This is a genomic window from Pseudolysinimonas sp. 10J20-29 (genome assembly GCF_055809595.1).
Genome location: NZ_CM147917.1, coordinates 1,688,982 through 1,708,704, shown reverse-complemented (window position 1 = coordinate 1,708,704; position 19,723 = coordinate 1,688,982). Strand labels below are relative to the sequence as shown.

17 protein-coding genes are annotated in these 19,723 nt (G+C 70.7%); 13 read left to right on the top strand and 4 right to left on the bottom strand.

What is annotated here, in order from left to right; all coding sequences use genetic code 11:
• Window positions 1–52: 52 nt before the first annotated feature.
• Together AC0L6Y_RS08335 and AC0L6Y_RS08330 are read right to left on the bottom strand one after the other, a co-directional pair.
• Window positions 53–913, bottom strand: a complete 861-nt coding sequence (locus AC0L6Y_RS08335; RefSeq protein WP_473550761.1) for a putative F420-0 ABC transporter substrate-binding protein — start codon at window positions 911–913, stop codon at window positions 53–55.
• Between the two features lie 318 nt (window positions 914–1,231).
• The gene (locus AC0L6Y_RS08330) at window positions 1,232–2,551 is read right to left on the bottom strand and encodes an aminotransferase-like domain-containing protein (RefSeq protein WP_473550758.1); all 1,320 of its coding nucleotides are present in this window, start codon (window positions 2,549–2,551) and stop codon (window positions 1,232–1,234) included.
• 133 nt (window positions 2,552–2,684) lie between these two features.
• Here AC0L6Y_RS08330 and AC0L6Y_RS08325 point away from each other — a divergent pair, with 133 nt between their 5' ends.
• From AC0L6Y_RS08325 to mutM, 12 genes are all read left to right on the top strand, one after another.
• Window positions 2,685–3,533, top strand: coding sequence for a nitrilase-related carbon-nitrogen hydrolase (locus tag AC0L6Y_RS08325; RefSeq protein ID WP_473550756.1), 849 nt, complete (start codon window positions 2,685–2,687; stop codon window positions 3,531–3,533).
• A 19-nt stretch (window positions 3,534–3,552) separates the two neighbouring features.
• A complete protein-coding gene (gene hydA / locus AC0L6Y_RS08320) occupies window positions 3,553–4,989 on the top strand; it encodes a dihydropyrimidinase (protein ID WP_473558385.1) in 1,437 nt (478 codons plus the stop codon).
• A 3-nt stretch (window positions 4,990–4,992) separates the two neighbouring features.
• The gene (locus AC0L6Y_RS08315; RefSeq protein ID WP_473550752.1) at window positions 4,993–6,021 is read left to right on the top strand and encodes a TIGR03842 family LLM class F420-dependent oxidoreductase; all 1,029 of its coding nucleotides are present in this window, start codon (window positions 4,993–4,995) and stop codon (window positions 6,019–6,021) included.
• Window positions 6,018–6,929, top strand: a complete 912-nt coding sequence (locus AC0L6Y_RS08310) for an ABC transporter permease (protein WP_473550748.1) — start codon at window positions 6,018–6,020, stop codon at window positions 6,927–6,929. The genes AC0L6Y_RS08315 and AC0L6Y_RS08310 overlap by 4 nt, the downstream gene beginning before the upstream one ends.
• A complete protein-coding gene (locus AC0L6Y_RS08305) occupies window positions 6,926–7,744 on the top strand; it encodes an ABC transporter ATP-binding protein (RefSeq protein ID WP_473550744.1) in 819 nt (272 codons plus the stop codon). Before AC0L6Y_RS08310 ends, AC0L6Y_RS08305 begins: the two co-directional genes overlap by 4 nt.
• Complete coding sequence (locus AC0L6Y_RS08300; RefSeq protein ID WP_473550740.1) at window positions 7,741–8,511, top strand: ABC transporter permease; 771 nt, start codon at window positions 7,741–7,743, stop codon at window positions 8,509–8,511. The genes AC0L6Y_RS08305 and AC0L6Y_RS08300 overlap by 4 nt, the downstream gene beginning before the upstream one ends.
• A gap of 51 nt (window positions 8,512–8,562) precedes the next feature.
• Window positions 8,563–9,726 carry an ABC transporter substrate-binding protein gene (locus AC0L6Y_RS08295; protein ID WP_473550737.1) on the top strand — a complete coding sequence of 388 codons (1,164 nt, stop codon included), beginning with the start codon at window positions 8,563–8,565 and terminating at the stop codon, window positions 9,724–9,726.
• 407 nt (window positions 9,727–10,133) lie between these two features.
• The gene (locus AC0L6Y_RS08290) at window positions 10,134–11,468 is read left to right on the top strand and encodes an aminotransferase class III-fold pyridoxal phosphate-dependent enzyme (RefSeq protein ID WP_473550735.1); all 1,335 of its coding nucleotides are present in this window, start codon (window positions 10,134–10,136) and stop codon (window positions 11,466–11,468) included.
• A gap of 59 nt (window positions 11,469–11,527) precedes the next feature.
• Complete coding sequence (locus tag AC0L6Y_RS08285; RefSeq protein WP_473550732.1) at window positions 11,528–12,046, top strand: YceD family protein; 519 nt, start codon at window positions 11,528–11,530, stop codon at window positions 12,044–12,046.
• A 63-nt stretch (window positions 12,047–12,109) separates the two neighbouring features.
• Window positions 12,110–12,313: a 50S ribosomal protein L32 gene (rpmF, locus tag AC0L6Y_RS08280; RefSeq protein WP_294179235.1), complete on the top strand. Its 204-nt coding sequence runs from the start codon at window positions 12,110–12,112 to the stop codon at window positions 12,311–12,313.
• A 41-nt stretch (window positions 12,314–12,354) separates the two neighbouring features.
• Window positions 12,355–13,110 carry a ribonuclease III gene (gene rnc / locus AC0L6Y_RS08275; protein WP_473550729.1) on the top strand — a complete coding sequence of 252 codons (756 nt, stop codon included), beginning with the start codon at window positions 12,355–12,357 and terminating at the stop codon, window positions 13,108–13,110.
• A 6-nt stretch (window positions 13,111–13,116) separates the two neighbouring features.
• Window positions 13,117–14,007: a bifunctional DNA-formamidopyrimidine glycosylase/DNA-(apurinic or apyrimidinic site) lyase gene (gene mutM, locus AC0L6Y_RS08270; protein WP_473550727.1), complete on the top strand. Its 891-nt coding sequence runs from the start codon at window positions 13,117–13,119 to the stop codon at window positions 14,005–14,007.
• Here mutM and AC0L6Y_RS08265 read toward each other — a convergent pair whose 3' ends face one another.
• Together AC0L6Y_RS08265 and AC0L6Y_RS08260 are read right to left on the bottom strand one after the other, a co-directional pair.
• Window positions 14,008–14,841 (bottom strand): class I SAM-dependent methyltransferase, encoded by an 834-nt coding sequence (locus tag AC0L6Y_RS08265; RefSeq protein WP_473550723.1) that lies wholly within the window; start codon window positions 14,839–14,841, stop codon window positions 14,008–14,010.
• On the bottom strand, window positions 14,838–15,914 hold the full coding sequence (locus tag AC0L6Y_RS08260; protein WP_473550720.1) for a GNAT family N-acetyltransferase: 1,077 nt from the start codon (window positions 15,912–15,914) through the stop codon (window positions 14,838–14,840). Before AC0L6Y_RS08260 ends, AC0L6Y_RS08265 begins: the two co-directional genes overlap by 4 nt.
• Window positions 15,915–16,029: 115 nt before the next feature.
• Here AC0L6Y_RS08260 and AC0L6Y_RS08255 point away from each other — a divergent pair, with 115 nt between their 5' ends.
• On the top strand, window positions 16,030–19,716 hold the full coding sequence (locus AC0L6Y_RS08255; protein ID WP_473550717.1) for an AAA family ATPase: 3,687 nt from the start codon (window positions 16,030–16,032) through the stop codon (window positions 19,714–19,716).
• Window positions 19,717–19,723: the final 7 nt, after the last annotated feature.

Sequence of the window (19,723 nt, the reverse complement as noted above, 5' to 3'; positions counted from 1 at the left end):
CGGGACGAACTGCGAAGGGTTCGTCCCGGGGAGAGTCGCTCGACGCCCGGACTCACGGTGCCGTCAGACCAGCCAGCTGCGCAGACAGGTCGCTCGCCGCGGAGACGCTGCGCACCCCCGCCTCGCTCGCCGCGAACGGCACGATCAGGTAGCGCTGGCCGAGCACCGCCGTCAGCTGCGCGGTCGCGGGGTTGCCCTCGAGCTGCGCGATCTTCTTCTCGGCGCTGCCCCAGTCGGACTCCACGAGCACGATGACGCTCGGGTCCGCCTCGATGACGGCCTCCCAACTGAGCGCGGTCCAGCCGCCCTCGATGTCGCCCGCGATGTTCCGCAGCCCGATCGCGTCCAGCACCATCTGCGGGGCACCCGTCCCGGCGCCCACGTAGGGGGTGTCGGAGCCGGAGGAGTACCAGAGCGCGGTCAGCCCGCGCGAGTCGGGCACGATCGCGTCGAGCTCGGCGCGCTGGGCCTCGATCAGCTCGCTCGCATCGACGTCGAAGATCGCGGCGACCTCGGCGATCTCGCGGAAGACCTCCTCGAAGTCGAGCTCGGCGGGCACGTCGGCGCTGCGGCATGCGGCGGGGGAGACGTAGGTGTCGATGCCGAGGGCGGCGAGCTCGGCGCGCTCACCGACGCCGTCGGCGGAGAAGTTCGACTCCCAGCCGGCGTAGATGAAGTCCGGTTCCAGTTCGAGGACGGCCTCCTCGCCCGGCACCCGGTCGCTCACCAGGGGCAGGTCGGCGGCGGCATCCGCCCACTCCTCGGGCACGGGGCCGTCGGGGAACGCGGTGCCGATGATGCGGTCGCCGAGTCCCAGCGCGAGCAGCATCTCGGTCGACGTCGACTTGATCGTGATGACGCGCTCCGGGGGCGCGTTCGATCGTGACGGGGACCCCGCAGTTCGAGAGCTCAAGTGCCGTGGCGGCGCTTCCCTCGTCGGGGTCGACGCCGGACGCGGGTTCGGGCGCGCAGCCGGCGAGCGTCAGCGCGCCGAGGGCGACCAGGGCGGACGCCATGAGAGGTCGCGACGCACGGCGAGCCCGCGGCTCGAGGGCGGGGCCGGTCGTCGGCGAAGAGGTGGGGGTGTGAGGCATGGGATTCCCGGGGGTCGAGGTGGTCGGCAGGGCGCAGAAAGAGGCTGCGCGGGCCGTGCCGCCCGAAAGCCCCGGGCGACGCACCGGGGCAAGAGTGCCCCGGGGGTCCGTCTGTCCATCGTAGCCGGGCGCGCTCCTCAGCTGCGCGCTGCGGTCGCGAGCACGGCGGCGACATCCTGCGCGGTCTCGACCGGCACCACCCCCGCCGTCACCCGCAGCCGCGGCAGCGGGTCGCCCGCCTGGAACGGCGAGCCGGGGGCCACCTGGATGCCCGCCGCCGCCAGGTGCACCATCGCCTGGCGCTCGTTGTCGACCTCGAGCCAGATGTTGATGCCGTCGGCGGCGGATGCCTCGACGCCGTGCCGGGCGAGCCCGGCCGAGAGCGCCGCCTGCCGCGCCGCGTAGCTCTCGCGGGCGATGTCGAGCTGCGCGATCGATTCGGGGTCGGTGAGCAGCTCGAAGAGCAGCGCCTGCACCATGCGCGAGGTCCAGCCCGGCCCGAGGAGTCGCCGCGCGACCACGCGGTCGATGAGGGTGCGCGGGCCGCCGAGGGCGCCGATCCGCAGGTCGGGCCCGTGCGACTTGGAGAAGCTGCGCACGTGCAGCACCCGCTCGGGAAGCCAGCGGGCCAGCGACACGTCGGGGGAGCGGGAGATCATCGAGGAGTGGTCGTCCTCGATGATGACGGTGCGCTCCGCCATGCGGCTGCGGCGCACCAGCGAGGCCAGCCGCTCGGCGCGCTCCGCGCTCATCGAGGCTCCGGTCGGGTTGTGTGCGCGCGGCTGCAGCAGCACGAGCGCCGGGCCGCGCGCCAGGGCGCGCGCGAACTCCTCCGGTCGCATGCCCTCGGCGTTGACGGGAACCGGGATCGCCTCCAGGCCGTACAGCTCGACGAGGTCCAGGAACGGGGGAAAGGTGGGGTCTTCGAGCACGATCCGGTCGCCCAAGCGCACGAGCGCACCGAGCGCCCGGTCGATTGCGTCGAGGGCGCCGTTGGTCACCGTGAGGGATTCGACGGGGGCCGGCCAGGTCGCCCGCAGGAGGTCGTGGAGCTCGGGGATGTCGGGCTTCGACTGATAGCTGACCGGGGAGGCGCGGTCCGAGACCCGGGCGAGCGCGGGGCCGAGCTCGGGCAGCAGCTCCGGGTCGGGGGTGCCGCGCGAGAGGTCGAGCCGCGCCGCGTCGCCGCCCTCGAGCCCGCGGTAGCGGGTCGGCAGCCACTCGCGCGGGGCGGAGCGCACGAAGCTGCCGCTGCGCCCCCGGCTCGTGATCAGCCCGGCGGCGGCGAGGGTCTGCCAGGCGTGGCTGACGGTGGCGGGGCTGACGCCGAGCTCGGCGGCGAGGTCGCGCACCGTCGGAAGCCGATCACCCGGCGCCAGATCGCCGCTCGTGATGAGCCGGGCGAGGGCGGCCGCGATGCCGCGCGGAGTGCGCTCGTCGAGCTCGAGGGCTACCAAGTTGATGCGTCCCGTCGTAGATTGCGAATGAGGCCGAATACCCAATGCTGAGTTTTACGCCGCTGTCACGTGCAGAAACGTCAGAGAAATGTTTTCGGCGAACAATAACAAAAGCACGACCGAGGGAGCCAGCATGTCGATCATTCGAGCCGCGATCACCCAAACCACCTGGACCGGTGACAAAGAGTCCATGCTGGCCAAGCATGAGGGCTTCGCCCGCGAGGCCGCGGCGCAGGGTGCGCAGGTCGTCTGCTTCCAGGAGCTGTTCTACGGGCCGTACTTCGGCATCACCGAAGACAAGAAGTACTACGCGTTCGCCGAGCCGGCCGATGGCCCGATCGTGCAGCGCTTCGCGGCGCTCGCCAAGGAGCTCGGCGTCGTCATGATCCTCCCGATCTACGAGGAGGACATGACCGGCGTGTACTACAACACGGCGGTCGTGGTGGATGCCGACGGCACCATCCTCGGCAAGTACCGCAAGCACCACATCCCGCACCTCGACCGCTTCTGGGAGAAGTTCTACTTCCGTCCCGGCAACGGCGGCTACCCCGTCTTCGACACCGCCGTCGGCAAGATCGGCGTCTACATCTGCTACGACCGGCACTTCCCGGAGGGCTGGCGCGAGCTGGGCCTGAACGGCGCCCACATGGTCTTCAACCCGAACGCCACCAAGCCGGGGCTCTCGAACCGGCTCTGGGAGGTGGAGGGACCGGCGGCCGCCGTGGCCAACGGCTACTTCGTGCTCCAGCCGAACCGCGTCGGTCGCGAAGACAACGAGTACGGCGACCTGGCGGTCGACTTCTACGGCACCAGCCAGGTCATCGACCCGCGCGGCAACTTCGTCGGCGAGCGCGGCTCGGGCGAGCACGAGGAGGTCCTCATCCGCGACCTCGACCTCGACATGGTCAAGCAGATGCGCGACGATTGGCAGTTCTACCGGGACCGTCGTCCGGAGTCCTACACGTCGATCCCCCAGCCGTAGTCCGGACTCCCGGGAGGACATCATGAAGACCCTCATCATCAACGGCACGGTCGTCTCGGCCACGGGCCGGACCCCCGCCAACGTTCTCATCGACGGCGAGACCATCGTCGCGGTGCTGCAGCCGGGTTCGACCGCCCTCGGCGTCGACCTGGAGAACAGCGTCGACACGGTCATCGACGCGAAGGGGAAGTACGTCATCCCCGGCGGCGTGGATGCGCACACCCACATGGAGCTGCCCTTCGGCGGCACGGCCGCCTCCGACACCTTCGAGACCGGCACCCGCGCCGCCGCGCACGGCGGCACCACGACGATCATCGACTTCGCCGTGCAGACCTACGGCCAGCGCGTCTTCGACGGGCTCGAGGCCTGGCACACCAAGGCCGCCGGCAACTGCGCGATCGACTACGCGTTCCACCAGATCATCGGCGGCGTCGACGAGGACTCGCTCGCCGCGATGCCGAAGCTCGTCGACGAGGGCATCTCCAGCTTCAAGCTGTTCATGGCCTACCCGGGCGTCTTCTACTCCGACGACGCGCAGGTGCTGAAGGCCATGCAGGTCGCGCGCGACACCGGCATGCTCACGATGATGCACGCCGAGAACGGTCCCGCGATCGACGTGCTCGCCGAGCAGCTCGTCGCGCAGGGCAAGACCGACCCGTACTACCACGGCATCGCGCGCGCCTGGCAGATGGAGGAAGAGGCCACGCACCGCGCGATCATGCTCGCCAACCTCACCGGCGCCCCGCTCTACGTGGTGCACGTGAGCGCCAAGCAGGCGGTCGAGCAGCTCGCCTGGGCGCGCGACAAGGGGCAGAACGTGTTCGGCGAGACCTGCCCGCAGTACCTCTACCTCTCCTTGGAGGAGCAGCTCGGCGCCTCCAGCGACGAGGCCGGCGCGTTCGAGGGGGCCAAGTGGGTGTGCTCCACGCCGCTGCGCTCGCGTGCCGAAGGCCACCAGGACTCGATGTGGCAGGCGCTGCGCACCAACGACCTGCAGATGGTCTCGACCGACCACTGCCCGTTCTGCATGAAGGATCAGAAGGAGCTCGGCCTGGGCGACTTCCGCAAGATCCCGAACGGCATCGGCTCCGTCGAGCACCGCATGGACCTCATGTACCAGGGCGTCGTCACCGGCGAGATCACGCTCGAGCGCTGGGTCGAGCTGACCAGCACCACGCCCGCGCGCATGTTCGGGCTGTACGGCAAGAAGGGCGTCATCCAGCCGGGTGCCGACGCCGACATCGTGATCTACGACCCGAACGGCCACACCAGCATCGGCTACGAGAAGAAGCACCACATGAACATGGACCACTCGGCGTGGGAGGGCTTCGAGATCGACGGTCGTGTCGACACGGTGCTCAGCCGCGGCAAGGTGATCGTCGACGACGACACCTATCTCGGAACGAAGGGCGACGGACGCTACCTCAAGCGCGGCCTGTCGCAGTACCTGGTGTAGACGATGGACTTCGGAGCAGTACTTCAGACCAACCCGCCGGCCAGCCGGACGGTTCACCTCGCCAAGCTCGCCGAGCAGTACGGATTCAGCCACGTCTGGACCTTCGACTCGCACCTGCTGTGGCAGGAGCCGTACGTGATCTACAGCCAGATCCTCGCCGAGACCCGCCGGGTCACGGTCGGGCCGTTCGTCACCAACCCGGCGACGCGCGACTGGACGGTCACCGCCTCGGTGTTCGCCACGCTGAACGAGATGTACGGCAACCGCACGGTCGTCGGCATCGGACGCGGCGACTCGGCGGTGCGGGTCACCAACGGCAAGCCGACGACGCTCAAGGAGCTGCGCGAGTCGATCCACGTCATCCGCGAGCTCGGCAACAGCCGCGAGGTCGAGTACAACGGCTCCCAGCTGCGCTTCCCGTGGAGCGTCGGCAGCGAGCTCGAGGTGTGGGTGGCCGCGTACGGCCCGCTCGCGCTCAAGCTCACCGGGGAGGTCGGCGACGGCTTCATCCTGCAGCTGGCGGATGTCGACATCGCCAAGTGGATGATCGCGGTCGTGCGCGACGCCGCCGAGAAGGCGGGCCGCAACCCCGACGACATCACGTTCTGCGTCGCGGCGCCGTTCTACATCACCGACGGCACCGACGAAGGTCTGGTGCACGCCCGTGAGCAGTCGCGCTGGTTCGGCGGCATGGTCGGCAACCACATCGCCGACATCGTCGCCAAGTACGGCGACTCGGGTGCCGTGCCGCAGGCCCTCACCGACTACATCAAGGGCCGCGAGGGCTACGACTACAACACCCACGGCAAGGCCGACAACGACCACGTCGACTTCGTGCCCGACGAGATCGTCGACCGGTTCTGCGTGCTCGGCACCGCCGAGGAGCACATCGCCAAGCTCGAAGAGCTGAAGGCGATCGGGGTGCACCAGTTCGCCGGCTATCTGCAGCACGACAACAAGGAAGAGACACTGCGTGTCTATGGCGAGACCGTGATCCCGGCACTCCAGGATCACCTCACGGCCAAGGCATGAGTCGCTCCCGGAGCTCCGCGCGTCGGGGAATCGCCGCGCTCTGGGGAGCGCTGGGCGTCCTCGCGGTCGGCCTGCTCTGGGAGGGCTACAAGTTCCTCGGCCCCGCCGAGGGCGTGACCATCGGCGCCGTCGAGGGCGAGACCGGCTCGGGCGTCATGATCCTGCCGCGCACGCACGATCGTGCGATGCCGCACATCTCCGACATGTTCACGCGGCTGTTCGAGTCGACCAGCGGGGGAGACACGCCGCCGCTCATCGTCCCGGTCATCACGGCCGCGCTCACCACGCTCGGGATCGCCGCCGTCGGCTGGCTGATCGGGGTCGCCGTGGGCGCCCTTCTCGGGGCGCTCATGCAGCGCTGGCGGGTCGTCGAGTGGGGCCTTCTGCCGTGGATCGTCGTCAGCCAGACGGTGCCGCTCATCGCCTTCGCCCCCGTGATGAACAGCATCGGGCTGCAGATCGACCGCGACGTGATGCCGTGGCCGCAGTGGCTCTCGGTCGCCGTGATCGCCTCCTATCTGGCCTTCTTCCCGGTCGCCGTCGGGATGCTGCGCGGACTGGAGGCGCCCGACCGCATCCATGTCGACCTGATGCGCAGCTACGCGGCCGGCTACTGGCCGACGCTGCTGCGTCTGCGCCTGCCGGCCGCCGTGCCGCACCTGCTGCCGGCCCTGCGCCTCGCGGCGGCCAACGCCGTGCTCGGCGCCGTCGTCGCGGAGGTCTCGATCGGCATGCGCGGCGGCATCGGACGCATGCTCATCCAGCTCGCCGGGCAGGCCTCCAGCGACCCGGCCGCACCATGGGGACCGACCTTCGGCTCGATCGCGCTGGGCCTCATCGCCGCCGGCTCGGTCGCCCTGGTCGGACTCGGACTCAAGAACTACCGCAGGGGAGAAGCCGCCGCATGACCACCACAGAAACTCCCCAGGCCTCCGCGCCCGCCGTCCGCGCCGCGGGGGTCGGGCGGGTGTTCCCGACCGCCTCCGGCGACGTGATCGCGCTCGGCGGGGTCGAGCTCGAGGTCGCGGCGGGCGAGTTCGTCTCCCTGATCGGCCCCTCGGGATGCGGCAAGTCGACCCTGCTGCGGCTGATCGCCGACCTCGACCAGGCCTCCAGCGGCGAGCTCGAGATCTTCGGCAAGCCGGCCGCGCGCGCCCGGATCGACCAGGACTACGGGATCGTCTTCCAGCAGGCGGGCCTGCTGCCCTGGCGCACAGTCGGGGCGAACATCGCGCTGCCGCTCGAGCTGCACAAGGTCGACAAGGCCGAGCGCGAGGCGCGGGTCGCCGAACTCGCGGAGCTCGTCGGCCTCACCGAGTTCATCGACCGCTACCCCGACCAGCTCTCGGGCGGCATGCAGCAGCGCGTCGCGATCGCCCGCGCCCTCGCCGCGCGCCCGCGCCTGCTCCTCATGGACGAGCCCTTCGGAGCGCTCGACGAGATGACGCGCGAATACCTGCAGTCGGAGCTCACCCGCATCGCCGCCGAGACAGGCGCCGCGGTCGTATTCGTCACGCACTCGATCCCCGAGGCGGCGTTCCTCTCGGACCGCGTCGTCGTCATGAGCCCGCGCCCCGGCCGCATCACCGAGGTGCTCGCGACCGGCTTCGGCGACGTGGTGCGCGACGAGGCGCTGCGCGAGTCGCCCGCCTACTTCGAGCGCGTCACCGCGGTGCGCGAGGCGCTGCACGGCGCCCCCGTCGAGAGAGCGAACGAACGGTGACCGCGCGCGTGCTGCCCTCCTGGCTGCGGGTCGCCGCGCCCATCGCCGTGGGCGTCGTCGGGGTGGCCGCGTGGATCGTCTACGTCGACGTGCTCGGCGCCGCGCCGCGCATGCTGCCGAGCCCCGCGGCGATCGGCGCCGAGATCGTCGAGCGCTGGGGCATCATCAGCGACGCGATGCTGATCACGGCGACGAACGCCCTCATCGGCCTGGTCATCGGGGCGGTCGTGGCGGTCGTGTTCGCCGCACTCGCGGCCGCCGTGAAGCCGATCGACGGGATGCTGGCTCCGATCGTGGCGGCGATCGCCGTCGTGCCGATCGTGGCCCTCACCCCTATCCTCAACACGATGTTCGGCGCCTCGAGCCAGTTCGGACGGCAGGCGGTCGCGGCGCTCGCCGCCTTCGTGCCGGTCTTCGTCAACGTGCTGCGCGGCCTTCGCCAGACCACGCCGGTGCATCGCGACCTGCTGCGCGCCTCCGCCGCCAGCCCCGGCCAGACGTTCCGCGTGCTCACCCTGCCGACGGCGCTGCCGTACCTCATGACGGGGCTCCGCATCGCGAGCTCGCTCGCGGTCATCGCCGCCCTCGTCGCCGAGTACTTCGGCGGACCCGCAGACGGCATCGGCACCGCGATCGCGACCTACGCCAAGTCGGGGCGCGCCGCGCTGGCCTGGGCGTTCGTCGCGGGAGGCATCCTGATCGGCCTCGTCTTCTTCCTCGTCACCTCGCTTCTGGAGAAGCTGGCGACGAGGCGCCCGCCGGTCTGACCGGCGGGAACCCCCTGCACCACCCGGCACCACCCACCTGAAAGGAACACCATGAGACACAGCACTCGCCGCGGCCTCGCGGCCGTCGCCGCTGCGGCCGTCACGGCGCTCACCCTCGCCGCGTGTACCACCGCCGAGACCGACACGACCGACTCGGGAGAGTTCGAGCCGATCACCTCGGTCAAGCTGCAGTTGCAGTGGCTTCCGCAGGCGCAGTTCGCGGGCTACTACGTCGCCCTCGACCAGGGCTACTTCGAGGAGGAGGGCTTCGACAGCGTCGAGGTCGTCCCGTCCGGTGGCGACATCGTTCCGCAGGATGCGCTCGTCGCCGGTGACGTCGACTTCGCCATCGCGTGGGTTCCGAAGGTGCTCGGCACCCTCGAGGCCACCGGTGTCGAGCTGACCAACATCGCGCAGGTCTTCCAGAAGTCCGGCACGCTGCAGGTCTCGTGGGCCGACAGCGGCATCAGCTCGGTCGCCGACTTCGAGGACAAGCGCATCGGCTCGTGGGGCTTCGGCAACGAGTGGGAGATCTTCGCGGCCATGGCCGACGAGGGCCTCGACTCGACCAGCGTGTCGATCACGACCCAGGACTTCAGCATGAACGCGCTACTGGACCGGGATGTCGACGCCGCGCAGGCGATGACCTACAACGAGTGGGCGCAGATCCTCGAGGTCGTGAACCCCGACACCGGCGAGCTGTACCAGCCGGAGGACTTCAACGTCGTCTCGTACGAGGACACGGCCGGAGCGATGCTCCAGGACGCGATCTGGGCCGACACCGAGCGCCTTGAGGACCCGGCCTACGCCGACGCCGCGGTGCGCTTCCTGAAGGCCGTCACCAAGGGCTGGATCTTCGCCCGGGACAACCCGGAGGAGGCCGCGGCGATCACCTACGACGCCGCGATCAACGCCGAGGCGGCCTTCCCGGTCGGCCCGACGCACCAGCTGTGGCAGATGAACGAGGTCAACAAGCTGATCTGGGCCGGTGGCGACTTCGGTCTCATCGACTCGGCGGCCTGGGACAAGACCGTCACCGGCGCCCTCGCGGCGGTCAACCAGGACGGCCTGAACCTCATCACCACCGAGCCCGCGGCCTCCGCGTACTCGAACATCTACATCCAGCAGGCGCTGGACGCGCTCGCGGAGGAGGGCGTCGTCGTCGGCGGCGACTACACGCCGCTCGACGTCGTCCTCACCGAGGGCGGTCAGTAAGCACCACCTTGCCGGTCGAGTAGCCCGCAGGGCCACCTTGCCGGTCGAGTAGCCCGCAGGGCCACCTTGCCGGTCGAGTAGCCCGCAGGGCCACCTTGCCGGTCGAGTAGCCCGCAGGGCGTATCGAGACCCCACCACCGAGGTCTCGATACGCCGCTCCGCGGCTACTCGACCGGCTCGGCTGACGAGGTCTCGATACGCCGCGCAGCGGCTGCTCGACCGGCTCGGCTCGGCGGGTCTCGATACGCCGCGGCGCGGCTACTTGACCGGCTCGCACGACTCAGCTGGTCGAGTAGCCCGCAGGGCGTATCGAGACCGTATTCTGACCACGAGGCACCGCAACGCGGCTCCTCGCCCAGCTCCACCACCCGGTCGCCATCGACCCCCTTCACTCGCAAGGACGCACCATGACCACGCACCTCGACCCCTCCGACGGCACTCGCGCACACGACCTCGATCGGGCGCACGTCTTCCACTCCTGGTCGGCGCAGGGCGCACTCAACCCGCTGGTCATCGCGGGCGCCTCGGGCAGCGAGGTCTGGGACTTCGAGGGCACGCGCTACCTCGACTTCTCCAGCCAGCTGGTCAACGTCAACATCGGGCACACGCATCCGAAGGTCGTGGCGGCGATCCAGGAGCAGGCCGCGATCCTGCCGACGATCGCGCCGCCGCACGCCAACCTCACGCGCGGCGAGGCCGCGAAGCGCATCGTCGAGAAGGCCGGTCCCGGCTTCGAGAAGGTGTTCTTCACCAACGGCGGCGCCGACGCCAACGAGAACGCGATCCGCATGGCGCGGCAGTTCACCGGGCGCGACAAGGTGCTGAGCACCTACCGCAGCTACCACGGCAACACCGGCGCGGCGGTCGTCGCCACCGGCGATTGGCGCCGCATCCCCAACGAATTCGCCCGCGGTCACGTGCACTTCTTCGGACCGTTCGCCTACCGCAGCGAGTTCTGGTCCGAGTCGGTGGAGCAGGAGTCCGAGCGCGCGCTGCAGCACTTGAAGCGCGTCATCCAGTCGGAGGGCCCCGGCTCGATCGCCGCGATCATCCTCGAAGGCATTCCCGGAACCGCCGGCGTCCTGGTGCCGCCGCCCGGCTACCTCTCCGGGGTGCGCGAGCTGGCCGACGAGCACGGCATCGTGCTGATCTTCGACGAGGTGATGTCGGGCTTCGGCCGCACCGGCGACTGGTTCGCCTGGCAGAACACGACGGTGAACCCGGACGGCATCGTTCCCGACCTCATCACCTTCGCCAAGGGCGTCAACTCCGGCTACGTGCCCGCGGGCGGCGTGATCATCTCGCCCGCGATCGCCCACAGCTTCGACGAGAAGGTCTTCCCCGGCGGGCTCACCTACTCGGGTCACCCGCTCGCGATGGCCTCGATCGTCGCCACGATCGACGCGATGGAGGAGGAGGGCATCCTCGAGAACGCCGCCCGCATCGGCCGCGACCTCCTCGGGCCGGGCCTGCGCGCGCTCGCCGAGAAGCACGAGATGATCGGCGAGGTGCGGGGTCTGGGCGTGTTCTGGGCCCTCGACCTGGTGGCCGACCCGGCGACGCGCGAACCCGTTCCGGCCTCCGTGATCGGCGCGCTGAAGGCGGAGCTGCTCGCCCGCGGACTGCTTCCCTTCGTCGCCGACAACCGCGTGCACGTGGTGCCGCCGTGCGTCGTCACGGACGACGAGGTCGCCCGCGCCCTCGCGATCTACGACGAGGCGTTCGCCGCCGTCTCCGCGTGACCGGATCTTCCGCCCGCCGCGCGGGCGGGAGCGCCGTCGGGCGCGTAGAATCGGCGACCGTGGCCACCCCTGCATCCCCGTTCCTGATCCCCGTCCATGAGCTCATGCACCGCCCCGGCGCGATGCGCGAGCTGGACCTGGATCTCACCGCGCCCGAGCAGCTCGGCGCCGGCGCCGCGTACGTGCGCGAAGGCGACTCGGTCGAGCTCGACCTGCGCCTGGAGGGCCTGCACGACGGCATCCTCGTCAGCGCGGACATCCGCACGACCGTCTCGGGGGAGTGCGTTCGCTGCCTCGACCCGGTGAGCCTGGACCTCGAAGTCGAATTCCAGGAGCTTTTCGCGTACTCTGAGGACGAAGCTTTCGACTTCCAGGTTCAAGAAGATCACGTGAATCTTGAACCGGTCGTGCGGGATGCGGTGGTCTTGGCACTGCCCTTCCAGCCGGTCTGTCGTGAGGACTGTCCAGGACTTGACCCGGAAACGGGCGAAAAGCGGACCTCCTCGTCCGAAGGACCAGCGCGCGAGGAAGTCGACCCCAGGTGGGCCGCCCTCGAAGGCTTCCAGACCGAAGAGTGAGGCTCGCGAGAGCCACCCAGACGTGTGCGGTGCGACCGCGCGCCGCGAAGAAAGAAGAAACCCATGCCGGTTCCCAAGCGCAAGCAATCGCGTTCCAACACGCGCAGCCGTCGTTCGCAGTGGAAGGCCGAGGTCCCCACGCTGGTCAAGACCGTCGAGAACGGCAAGACCGTCTACAGCCTGCCGCACCGCGCCAAGGTCGTCGAGGACTCCGCGGGCACCCCGCTGTTCCTCGAGTACAAGGGCCGCAAGGTCGCTGACGTCTGAGTCGTTCGCACGCCTTCGGGCGACGCGAATGAGTCGTGGGCATGAGTAGCTCTGTCGGTGCGAGCGCGCCTTCGGATCCCGACGCGTCGGTCGTCGTGAGCGAATCCGCGGATGCGCTGCGCGCCCGACTGGTCGACGAGCTCGGCCTCGAGATCGAGCCCGGGCTGATCGAGCTCGCGCTCACGCACCGCTCGTTCGCCTACGAGAACGGCGGGATCGCCCACAACGAGCGACTCGAGTTCCTGGGGGATTCGATCCTCGGGCAGTCGGTCACGGTGATGCTCTACCGCGACTTCCCGCACCTCGACGAGGGCGAGCTCGCGAAGCGTCGCGCCTCGCTCGTCAGCGCGGTGGCGCTGGCCGAGGTCGCGCAGAACATCGGACTCGGCGCGCACGTGCGCCTGGGCCGCGGCGAAGAGCTCACCGGCGGCCGCGAGAAGGGGTCGATTCTCGCTGACGCCGTCGAGGCGATCATCGGCGCGGCCTACCTCTCGGCGGGTCAGGATGCGGCCAACACGCTCGTGCTGCGCCTGATCGCCCCGCTGCTGGATGATCCGGATCGCTTCGGCGCCGCGATGGACCCGAAGACGAGCCTGCAGGAGCTGTCGACCCGCCTCGGCAAGGGACTGCCGAGCTACGTCGTCGCCGACAGCGGCCCCGACCACTCGAAGCGCTTCCACGCCACCGTCGTCGTCGCCGGCGACAGCGTCGCCACGGGCGAGGGGTCGAGCAAGAAGCAGGCCGAGATGGCCGCCGCGCTCGAAGCCTGGACGCGCCTGCAGCCGCGCAAGCGCTGAGCCGACATGCCGGAACTGCCCGAGGTCGAGGTGGTTCGCCTGGGGCTCGTCCCGGCGGTCACCGCGTCGCTCGTCCGCGCCGTCACGGTGCTCGACGAGCGCTCCCTGCGCCGCCATGAGGGTCCGAGCGAGGACTTCGTCGACCGCGTCACCGGCGCGCGCCTGAACGCCCCCGAGCGTCGCGGCAAGTTCCTCTGGATCCCGCTCGCCGCGGAGCGCGCCGACGAGGCCGTGGTGGTGCATCTCGGCATGAGCGGCCAGGTCCTGCTGCGCTCACCCGAGGCTCCCCGGGACCGGCTCACCCGCATCGTGCTCGACCTCGAGCATCCCGAGCACGGCCCGCTGCGCGTCGACTTCGTCGATCAGCGCATCTTCGGATCGATGGCGCTCGATGATCGGGTGCCGACGCGCGACCGACCCGAGCAGCGCATCCCGAGCCAGGTGGTGCACATCGCCCGCGACCCGCTCGACCCGGACTTCTCCGAGCGCGCCTTCTTCGCCGCGCTCGCCCGCAAGCGCACCACGATCAAGCGCGCCCTGCTCGACCAGACGCTCGTGAGCGGCATCGGCAACATCTATGCCGACGAGGCGCTGTGGGCGGCGCGCATCCACTACGAGCAGCCGACCGAGACGCTGTCGCGGCCGCGCGCACGGCGCCTGCTCGACGAGGTGCGCGTGGTGCTCGCCAAGGCCCTCGCCGAGGGCGGTACGAGCTTCGACGCCCAGTACGTCAACGTGAACGGCGCGAGTGGCTACTTCTCGCACTCGCTGAACGCCTACGGGCGGCACGGCGAACCGTGCCCGCGCTGCGGGCGGCCGATCGTCCGCGAGGTGTTCATGAACCGCGGATCGCACTTCTGCCCGAGCTGCCAGCGCCTCCGCGCGGTCCGCCGCTGATCAGAGCTTCCGGGCCTGCACCGTCCAGGTGAGGGGCAGTCGCGGGCGGTCGTCGCGCATCCGGAACTCGCCGTCGGGGCCCGGCCCCGTCATGTGCCCCGGCAGCGCGAGCCACGGCACGCTGTCGTGCTCGGCGATCGCCTCCAGCTGCAGTCCCTCGTCGAGGAGCGCCTGCACCGTCTCGGCGAGGCCGTGGTTCCACTCCATCGTGCGGGTGGCCGTGATGGTGCCGGTCGTCTCCACGTAGGTCTCGGCGCTGTCGAAGACGAGGGGCTCGTCGTGCTCGAAGTAGACGAAGCGGGTGCTCAGCCGCTGTTCGTCGCTCTCGTCGAGCGTCCACATCAGCGGATGCCCCTCCCGCATGAAGAACCGGCCGCCGGGCTTCAGCAGCGCCGCGACGACGGCCGCCCAGGGGCGGATCCTCGGCAGCCAGCCGATCGCGCCGATTCCCGTGTAGACGAGGTCGAACGTGCCCGGCTCGAGCACCTCCGCCGCGCGGTGCACGTCCGCCTCGACGAAGTCGATCTCGGCGCCCGCGTCGGCGGCGAGGCGCCGGGCCTCGGCGAGCGAGGCGGGGGAGAAGTCGAGGCCGGTGACGTGCGCGCCGAGCCGGTGCAGCGACAGCGTGTCGGTGCCGATGTGGCACTGCAGGTGGACGGTCCGGAGCCCGGCGATGTCGCCGAGCCGCGGCAGGTCGAAGCGCACCACGTCGGAGAGGTGGGCCGGGTCGGCGCGGAAGGCGTCGAGACGGTAGTCGGGCGAGGCGGCGTGCAGCGGCGCGCGCGCATCCCAGTTCGCTCGATTCACCTCGAGGTAGTTCGCGCCCTCGGTCATGTCAGGTCCTTCCGCCATGCGCCCTCGAACGCGATCGGCGTGAAGCCGACCGCCTCGTTGACGTCGAGCATGAAGCGGTTCTCCTCCGCGTTGAAGGTGATGATCGACGGGTGGCCCGGGAAACGGTGCTGCAGCTCGCGGATGTTGGCCACTTTGAGCAGCATGCCCAGCCGGTGCCCCCGGTGCTCGCGCAGCACCAGGGTGTCGTCCTGGTCGACCGGGCGGGCGAGCGAGGGCGGAACGATCAGCAGCGAGTAGCCCACGAGCGTGGCCGTCGGCACGTGCTCGACGACGGCCATCAGCTGGCGCCGCGGATCCTTCGCCCAGCGCTCCTCGGCGTCGAGCAGTCGCTGCACGGTCCAGACGTCGGCGGGCTCCTCCATGCCGGCGCTCGGGGCATCGGTGCTCATCCGCGTCATGAGCATCGCCCGGTCGGCCCGCCAGCGCTCCGGGGTGCGATCCACCCAGTGGTGAACGCGGTACTCGGCGCCCGCGTGCTCTTCGGCGTCACGGCGTCGCGCGGTGAGGAGGTCGTCGTCGACCGGAAGCGCCAGCCGACTGCCGCGCTCGACCTGCTCCAGGCGGAAGCCGCGGGAGAGCAGGAACCGCACCTCCGCGTTCCCGGCCGGGACGGAGCCATGGCCGGTGGGCGACTCCAGGCGCGGCCCGGGCGCCGGCGGCGATGCCGCCCAGCCGAGGATGCGGCGCTTGCCCTCCGAGCGCGCCAGGCCCTCCAGGTGCGCGGCCAGCGCGGTGCCGATGCCCCGACTGCGGAACTCCGGCAGCACGCGCACGTTCTGCCACGCCGTGTCGACGCCGTCGCCCTCCGGCTGGCTCTGATGGAAGGCGTGCGCCACGATCCGGCCGTTGACGCGCACCGCGAACGATCGGCGGCGTGTGTAGACCTGATCGAGCCAGCCGGGAAGCTCCTCCTCGGCCGGATAGGCGAAGTCGGCGCTGCCGAAGCTGAGGGTGTCGACCGTGTTGCGCACCTCGGCGCAGGCGAGGAAGTCCCGCGCCGCGCCCGAGTCATCCAGCTCCCGGGGAATCTCCAACTCCTCGACGGTGACCATGGCAGCCCTTTCCGCCGCCGACAGGGCAGCCGATCAGCCTACTGCTCCCCGGATTGAGCGCAACCCTCGGGTACCGTAGTCCCAGCACGCCGAGCGGAGCCGGAAAGGGGAGCAGGTGTATCTGAAGAGCCTGACCCTCAAGGGCTTCAAGTCGTTCGCCCAGCCCACGACCTTCGCCTTCGAACCCGGCGTCACCTGTGTCGTCGGCCCCAACGGCTCCGGCAAGTCGAACGTCGTGGATGCGCTGGCCTGGGTCATGGGCGAGCAGGGCGCCAAGACGCTGCGCGGCGGCAAGATGGACGACGTCATCTTCGCCGGCACCTCGACCCGCGGGCCGCTCGGCCGCGCCGAGGTCAGCCTCACGATCGACAACAGCGACGGGGCGCTGCCGATCGAGTACACCGAGGTCACGATCACCCGCACGCTGTTCCGCAACGGCGGCAGCGAGTACGCGATCAACGGCGAGCAGTGCCGCCTGCTGGATGTGCAGGAGCTGCTCTCCGACTCCGGCCTCGGCCGCGAGATGCACGTCATCGTCGGGCAGGGCCAGCTCGACCAGGTGCTGCGGGCCACCCCCGAAGAGCGCCGCGGCTTCATCGAGGAGGCGGCGGGCATCCTCAAGCACCGGCGTCGCAAAGAGAAGACCGTGCGCAAGCTCGAGGCGATGCAGACCAACCTGACGCGACTGAACGACCTCGCGGGGGAGCTGCGGCGCCAGCTCAAGCCGCTGGGGCATCAGGCGGAGATCGCGCGCGAGGCGCAGTCGATCGCGGCGATCGTGCGCGACGCGAAGTCGCGCCTGCTCGCCGACGAGGTCGTGCAGCTGCGGGCGGCGATCGCCGATGTGGGGCGCAGCGAGAGCGAGCGCAAGACCGAACGGCTGGTGCTGCAGGAGCAGCTTGACCAGTCGAAGCTGCGGCAGGCCCGGCTGGAGCAGTCGCAGAACTCGGAGGGCGTGGATGAGGCGCGGCGCGTGGCGTTCGCGCTGGAGCAGGTGCAGGATCACCTGCGCTCGCTGTTCACCCTCGCCAACCAGCGCCTGACGCTGCTGAGCCAGCAGGCCGAGCTGCCGGGCATGTCGACGACGATCTCGCCGCGCATGGTCGAGGAGGCCCGCGAGGAGGCGGTCCGGCTGCAGGCCGGCGTCGCCGAGACGGAGGCGGAGCTCGGCCGGGTCAGCGCCGCGACGGCCACCGCGCGGGCGAGCCTCGATGCCCTCGACGAGGAGATCAGCGCGCAGAGCGCGCTCGTCTCGCAGCACGACCTCGAGAAGGGGCGACTGCAGGGTGTCGTCGCGGCCGCCGAGTCGCGCCTCACCGCCACCCGCACCGAGCTGGAGCGCCAGCGCACCGCGCTCGCCGAGGCGGAGCAGCGCCGCGAGGCGGCGCGCGCCGAGCTGCTCGAGGTCGAGGGCGACTCCGAGGCGGATGACGACAACGCGGGGCTGCAAACCGCGGTGGTCGCCGCCGAGGAGGCCGTGCGCGAGCGTCAGGCCGAGGTCGAGACGCTGCGCGAAGAGCTGCACACCGCCGAGCGCGAGCGCGACGCGCTCGCCGCCCGCACGAGCGCCCTCAGCATGGCGGTCGACCAGCGCGACGGCTCCGCGTTGATCGCGACGGCCAAGGGCATCCTGGGTCGCGTGGCCGAGCAGATCAAGGTGACGCCGGGCTTCGAGGCCGCGATTGCGGCGGCGCTCGGCACGCTCGCCGACGCGGTGCTCGCCTCGACGCGCGATGCCGCCAGCGACGCGCTCGTGGTCGCACGCGACGCCGACGTCGGTCGGGTCGAGATCGTGGTGGCCGAGGCGCGCGAGCCCGAGCTGCTCGCCGCTCTGCCGGCCGGAGTCACCGCCGCCACCGATCTGGTGACCGGTCCCGCGGGGGTGCGCGGGCTGCTCGCCCGCGTGGTCGTCGTCGATGATCTCGCCGCGGCGCGGGCCGCCTGGCCGAAGCTGCGCGAGTTCGACGCGCTCACCATGATCACGCGCGACGGCGACGTGCTCACCGAGTACGTGCTGCGCGGCGGTGCCGGGGGTGCGCGCAGCATGCTCGAGCTGGTCGCCGAGCGCGATGCGGCGCAGGAGCGTCTCGTCGAGGTCACCACCTCGATCGAGCGCGGCCGTTTCGCGCTCGCCGAGAAGCGCGAAGCGCTCGACGTGGCGCAGATCGATCTGGCGCAGGCGCAGACCGCCCTCAAGGAGTTCGATGCCCGGCTCGCCGAGCGCAGCGAGGCGCTGGGGCGCTCGCGCGTTCAGCTGGAAGCGGCATCGGGCGAGGGCGAGCGTCTCGCCGCCGCCGTCCGCGAGCTCGAGCAGTCGGTCGCGACCGCCGAGGCCGCGTTCGACCGCGCCGTGAATGAGCGCGACGGCCACGCGGCGACCCCGCGGCCCATTCTCGACGTCTCCGCGCGCGACGAGCTGTTCGCCGAGCTGGAGTCGGCGCGTCAGGCGGAGGTGCAGGCGCGCATCGGCCTCGAGACGGCGCGCGAGCGCGTGCGCGCCCAGCTCGCCCAGGCCGACACCCTGCAGCGTCAGCTGGAGGCGGAGCGGGCGGCGGCCGAGGAAGCCGCGCGTCGCGCCGTGATCCGCGAGCACCAGGTGGCGGCCGCGACCCGCGTCATCGAGGCGCTTCCCGCGGTGCTCGACACCGCCGACCGCTCGCTGTCCGAGGCGCGCGTGCAGCTGTCGGCGGCGGAGGCCGAGCGCACCAAGCACAACGAGGAGCTCTCGGAGCTGCGCCGCACCGAGGCGAGCCTGCGCGAACGGCTCGCCGCCCTCAACGAGAACGTGCACGGGCTCGAGATGCAGTCCTACGAGAAGAAGCTGCACCTCTCGACGCTGCTGGAGCGCGCCGCCGAGGAGCTCGGGCTCGACGAGGACGTCCTCGTCGCCGAGTACGGCCCCGACGTGCCCGTCCCGCTGGACGAGGCCACCCCGCCCGCCCCCGCGCGCGACGAAATGCAGGAGATCTCGGCGCCGGATGCCGGAATCTCGGGCGAGAGCGCGTCGCCGGAGGCATCCGATCCTGCATTTGGTGAAAGTGCGGCGGCGGATGCGGCGGCGGATGCGGCGGACGCGGCGGACTCGGACGAGGCGGGGGAGACGGCCGCGGAGGCGCGACCGACGGAGCCCTTCGACCGGAAGCGCCAGGAGACGCGGCTCGCGCGCGCCGAGCGCAAGTACGCGCAGCTGGGGCGGGTCAACCCTCTCGCGCTGGAGGAGTTCGCCGCACTCGAGCAGCGCCACAAGTTCCTCACCGAGCAGCTCACCGACCTCGCCGCGACCCGCAAGGATCTGCTGACGATCATCGACGAACTCGACGCGAAGATGCAGGACATCTTCGGCAGCGCCTTCGAGGACACCAAGGCCGCATTCAACCAGGTCTTCCCGATCCTGTTCCCGGGCGGCACCGGCAGCCTGCACCTGACCGATCCCGAGAACCTGCTCACCACCGGCATCGAGGTGACGGTCAAGCCCGCCGGCAAGAAGATCGAGCGGCTCTCGCTGCTCTCCGGCGGGGAGCGCTCGCTCGCCGCGGTGGCCCTGCTGATCGCCATCTTCAAGGCGCGCCCCAGCCCGTTCTACATCATGGACGAGGTGGAGGCGGCGCTCGACGACGCCAACCTGGGGCGTCTGCTCACGATCATGAAGGACCTGCGGCAGAACTCGCAGCTCATCGTCATCACCCACCAGAAGCGCACGATGGAGATCGCGGATGCGCTCTACGGCGTCTCGATGCGCCAGGACGGCGTGAGCGCCGTCGTGGGCCAGCGCGTGGTGGCGGAGGAGGAGCGCGCGAGCTGAGTCGCGC